General features: G+C 70.9%; 3 protein-coding genes and 1 pseudogene. All 4 read right to left on the bottom strand.

All coding sequences use genetic code 11. From position 1 onward, the window contains the following. A pseudogene (locus tag STBA_RS36955) lies at positions 1–125 on the bottom strand (ABC transporter ATP-binding protein); the annotation flags it as partial. A gap of 103 nt (positions 126–228) precedes the next feature. Next, entirely contained in the window at positions 229–1,209 is a 981-nt protein-coding gene (locus STBA_RS35335; RefSeq protein WP_077063901.1) for an ATP-binding cassette domain-containing protein, read from the bottom strand. A gap of 17 nt (positions 1,210–1,226) precedes the next feature. After that, positions 1,227–1,991: an ABC transporter permease gene (locus STBA_RS35330; RefSeq protein WP_079252537.1), complete on the bottom strand. Its 765-nt coding sequence runs from the start codon at positions 1,989–1,991 to the stop codon at positions 1,227–1,229. A 31-nt stretch (positions 1,992–2,022) separates the two neighbouring features. After that, positions 2,023–2,832, bottom strand: coding sequence for an ABC-2 family transporter protein (locus STBA_RS35325; RefSeq protein ID WP_077063899.1), 810 nt, complete (start codon positions 2,830–2,832; stop codon positions 2,023–2,025). Between the last annotated feature and the right edge of the window lie 393 nt (positions 2,833–3,225).

Here is a 3,225-nt window from a genome sequence, read left to right as displayed (position 1 = left end):
TGCTGGATATCGGCGCTCACCCGGTCGAGCGCCACGACCCGGGTCTCACCGGCGCCGTACGCCTTGACGACACAGTCTGCCCGCGCGGCAACCGCGGTACGAGTTTCGGATACAGCCGTTGCCACGGTGGGTCTCCTTCAGCTGAAACGGCCTGTCAGGTACGCGAGCAACAGTGCCGTTCCGCGGGCCCCGGGACGATGGTGCCCATCGCCGTATCCGCCCGGGGGTTTACCCCACCGCCGTGCCCCCGGTCCGCCCCAGCTCGTACATCCGCGCGATCACGTCCTCGATGTCCGGCTCCCGGATCGACAGGTCGACCAGCGGGCAGCTCTCCGCGATCCGCGCCACCAGCGGCGCCGCACTCGCCGAGGCGGGGAACGCCAGCCACTGGCGCGGCCCCTCCACCCGCACCGTGCGCGCCCCGGCCACCTCGATCGGCGGCAGCTCGCGTTCCAGGTCCACCACCAGCGTCCGCTCGCTCTCCCCGATCTCCGTCAGGCCGGCCAGCGCCCCGTCGTACATCAGCCGCCCGTGGTCGATCACCATGACCCGGCGGCACAGCTGCTCGATGTCCGTCAGGTCGTGCGTCGTCAGCAGCACCGTCGTGCCCTGCTCCCGGTTGAGGTCGCGCAGGAAGCCGCGCACCCTCGCCTTGCTGGTCACGTCCAGGCCGATCGTCGGCTCGTCGAGGTACAGCACGTCCGGATCGTGCAGCAGCGCCGCGGCGATGTCCCCGCGCATCCGCTGCCCGAGCGACAGCTGCCGCACCGGAACGTCGAGCAGCGGGCCCAGGCCGAGCAGCTCCACCAGGCGGTCCATGTTCGTGCGGAACCGCGCCTCCTCCACCCGGTACATCCGCCGCGCCAGCCGGTACGAGTCGCGCAGCGGCAGGTCCCACCACAGCGTGGTGCGCTGCCCGAACACCACCCCGATCCGCCGCGTCAGCCGGGTGCGTTCCCGCGCGGGATCGAGACCGGCCACCCGCAGCCGCCCGCCGCTCGGCGTGAGGATGCCGGTCAGCATCTTGATCGTCGTCGACTTGCCCGCCCCGTTCGGGCCGATGTAGCCCACCATCTCCCCGCGCGCGACCTCGAACGAGATCCCGTCGACCGCCCGGACCTCCTCCCGCGTTCTGCGGAAACCCCCGGCCCGCCGCCGCACCTGGAACACCTTCTCCAGCCCGTCCAGTTCGATCAGTGCGTCGTGCATTCCGCTCAACTCCCCGCTCAACTTCCCGTGCTCCGATAGCTCCGCAGCCCCGCCCGCCACACCAGGCCGGCCAGCCCGCACATCACGACGGCCACCGCGGGGGAGAGGAAGTCCACCCAGCCCGGCAGCCCCAGCGGATCGTCCCGGCCGAGCAGCCGCAGCGCGGGCACCCAGTTCACGAACGCCAGCGGCACGACGAACGTCACCCCGCGGACCAGGTCCTTCCCGAAGATCGATGGCGGGTACTGCAACAGCGTGTTCCCGCCGTACGTGAACGAGTTCTGCACCTCCGCCGCGTCGCCCGCCAGAAACTGGAACGCCCCGCCCAGCGCGTACACCGCCCCGTAGATCGCCGCCCCGGCGACGATCATCACGACGAGCAGCAGCACCCGGCCCGCGTGCCACTCCACGTCGAGACCCGTCAGCGCCCAGCCCAGCACCAGCAGCCCCTGCACGATCCGCCCGACGCGGCGCAGCGCGAACCGGTCCGCCGCCACCTGCGCGAACACCGGCGCGGGCCGCACCAGCAGCACGTCGAGCGTGCCGTCCCTGATCCGCGCGCCGATCCGGTCGACGTTCCCCAGCGTCAGATCCGCGAGGCCGAGCGAGGTGCTCGTCGCCCCGTAGAGCAGCGCGACCTCCGCGACCGAGAAACCGCCCAGCGCATCCACGTGCGTGAACATGATCAGGATGGCGGCGAAGTCGAGGAACGCCGTCGTGCCGCTCCCCACGGTCGTCAGCACGAACGACACCCGGTACGTCAGCGTGGACCGCATCCACATCCACACGATCAGCAGGTATGCGCGCAGCCCGTCAGCCACCCTGCACCACCACCTTCCGCGTCGCCAGCGCCTGCACCCCGCGCCCCACCAGCAGCAGCACCGCGGCCCACCCCACCTGGAAGGCCAGCACCCCCGCCACCCCGGCCCCGTCGTACCGGCCGAGCAGCACGTCCGCCGGCACCTGCACCATGCCCGCCCAGGGCAGCCACTCCGCGACGTCGCCGAGCAGGCCGGGGAACACGGTCAGTGGCAGCGTCATCCCGGAGAAGAAGATCCCGGCCAGCGTGCTGATCATGTTCATCCCAGTGCCGTCGAGCAGCCAGAACGTGGAGAGCGCCACCAGATACCTGAGCGTGAAGCTCACGACGATGGCCAGCAGCACGGAGACCACGAAGAGGACCCAGACCGCGGGACTCCGCGGCAGCGCCAGGTCGAACGCCCACGCGCCGATCGCCAGCGGCACGATCCCCCGGCCGAGCAACTGGAAGGCCCCGCGCCCCAGATCGGACGCCAGCCACCACAACTGGAGATCCGCCGGCCGGTACAGGTCGATGGCGACGTCCCCGTTCCTGATGCGCTCCTGGAGCTCCTCCTGGAATCCGCCGCCCATGACGGCCACGGTCGCGTACAGGGCCTGCCCGGCCCAGACGAACGTGAGCGCCTCCGCCTGGTCGTACCCGCCGAGCTGCGGCCGCTCCGACCACAGCGCGACGTAGGTGTAGGCGAGGATGAAGCCGAAGACGGTGTTCGTGAACACCCCGGCCGCCGTGGCGATCCGGTACGTGGCATAGCGCCGGAAACCGCTGGCCGCGACGGCCGGGTACAGCCCCGATGGGCGCATTCGATTTCCTCCCGCCTCTATTCGGAACGGCGATTGCCACAAAGCGGCCGAGCTTAGAGGCCGGACGCGACGGCGTGCCACCGGTTTTGACCGCCACCGGGCGGGCCGCGCGCCGCTGGCCCGCCCGGCAGGCGCACGGCCGTGGGCAGTGGCGGCCGCACACGCCCCAACGGCGCCCGCATCCGGGGGCGGTGGGGCGCCCGGCAGCCTCAACTTGACACCGTAGGGGCCGTTCCGTAAGGTCCTTCGAGCTCGGCCAGGGATATGAAGATGCGTTCCGCCGGACCGATTTGGACCGGCCGGAAGAATCCTCTACTCTGGTGAGCAACTCCTACCGGCCAGGCCGAAGTTCGGGAAATCGGACGACGCGGAAGCATGGTAGGGTCGGAAACA

This window comes from Streptomyces sp. MP131-18 (assembly GCF_001984575.1).
Lineage (GTDB): Bacteria > Actinomycetota > Actinomycetes > Streptomycetales > Streptomycetaceae > Streptomyces > Streptomyces johnsoniae.
This window is presented reverse-complemented; position numbering and strand designations above follow the sequence as displayed.

Bases quoted from the DNA above. Each gene is read 5' to 3' on its own strand.
- STBA_RS35330 (WP_079252537.1), bottom strand. From the start codon at position 1,991: ATGTGGATGCGGTCCACGCTGACGTACCGGGTGTCGTTCGTGCTGACG.
- STBA_RS35325 (WP_077063899.1), bottom strand. From the start codon at position 2,832: ATGCGCCCATCGGGGCTGTACCCGGCCGTCGCGGCCAGCGGTTTCCGG.
- STBA_RS35335 (WP_077063901.1), bottom strand. From the start codon at position 1,209: ATGCACGACGCACTGATCGAACTGGACGGGCTGGAGAAGGTGTTCCAG.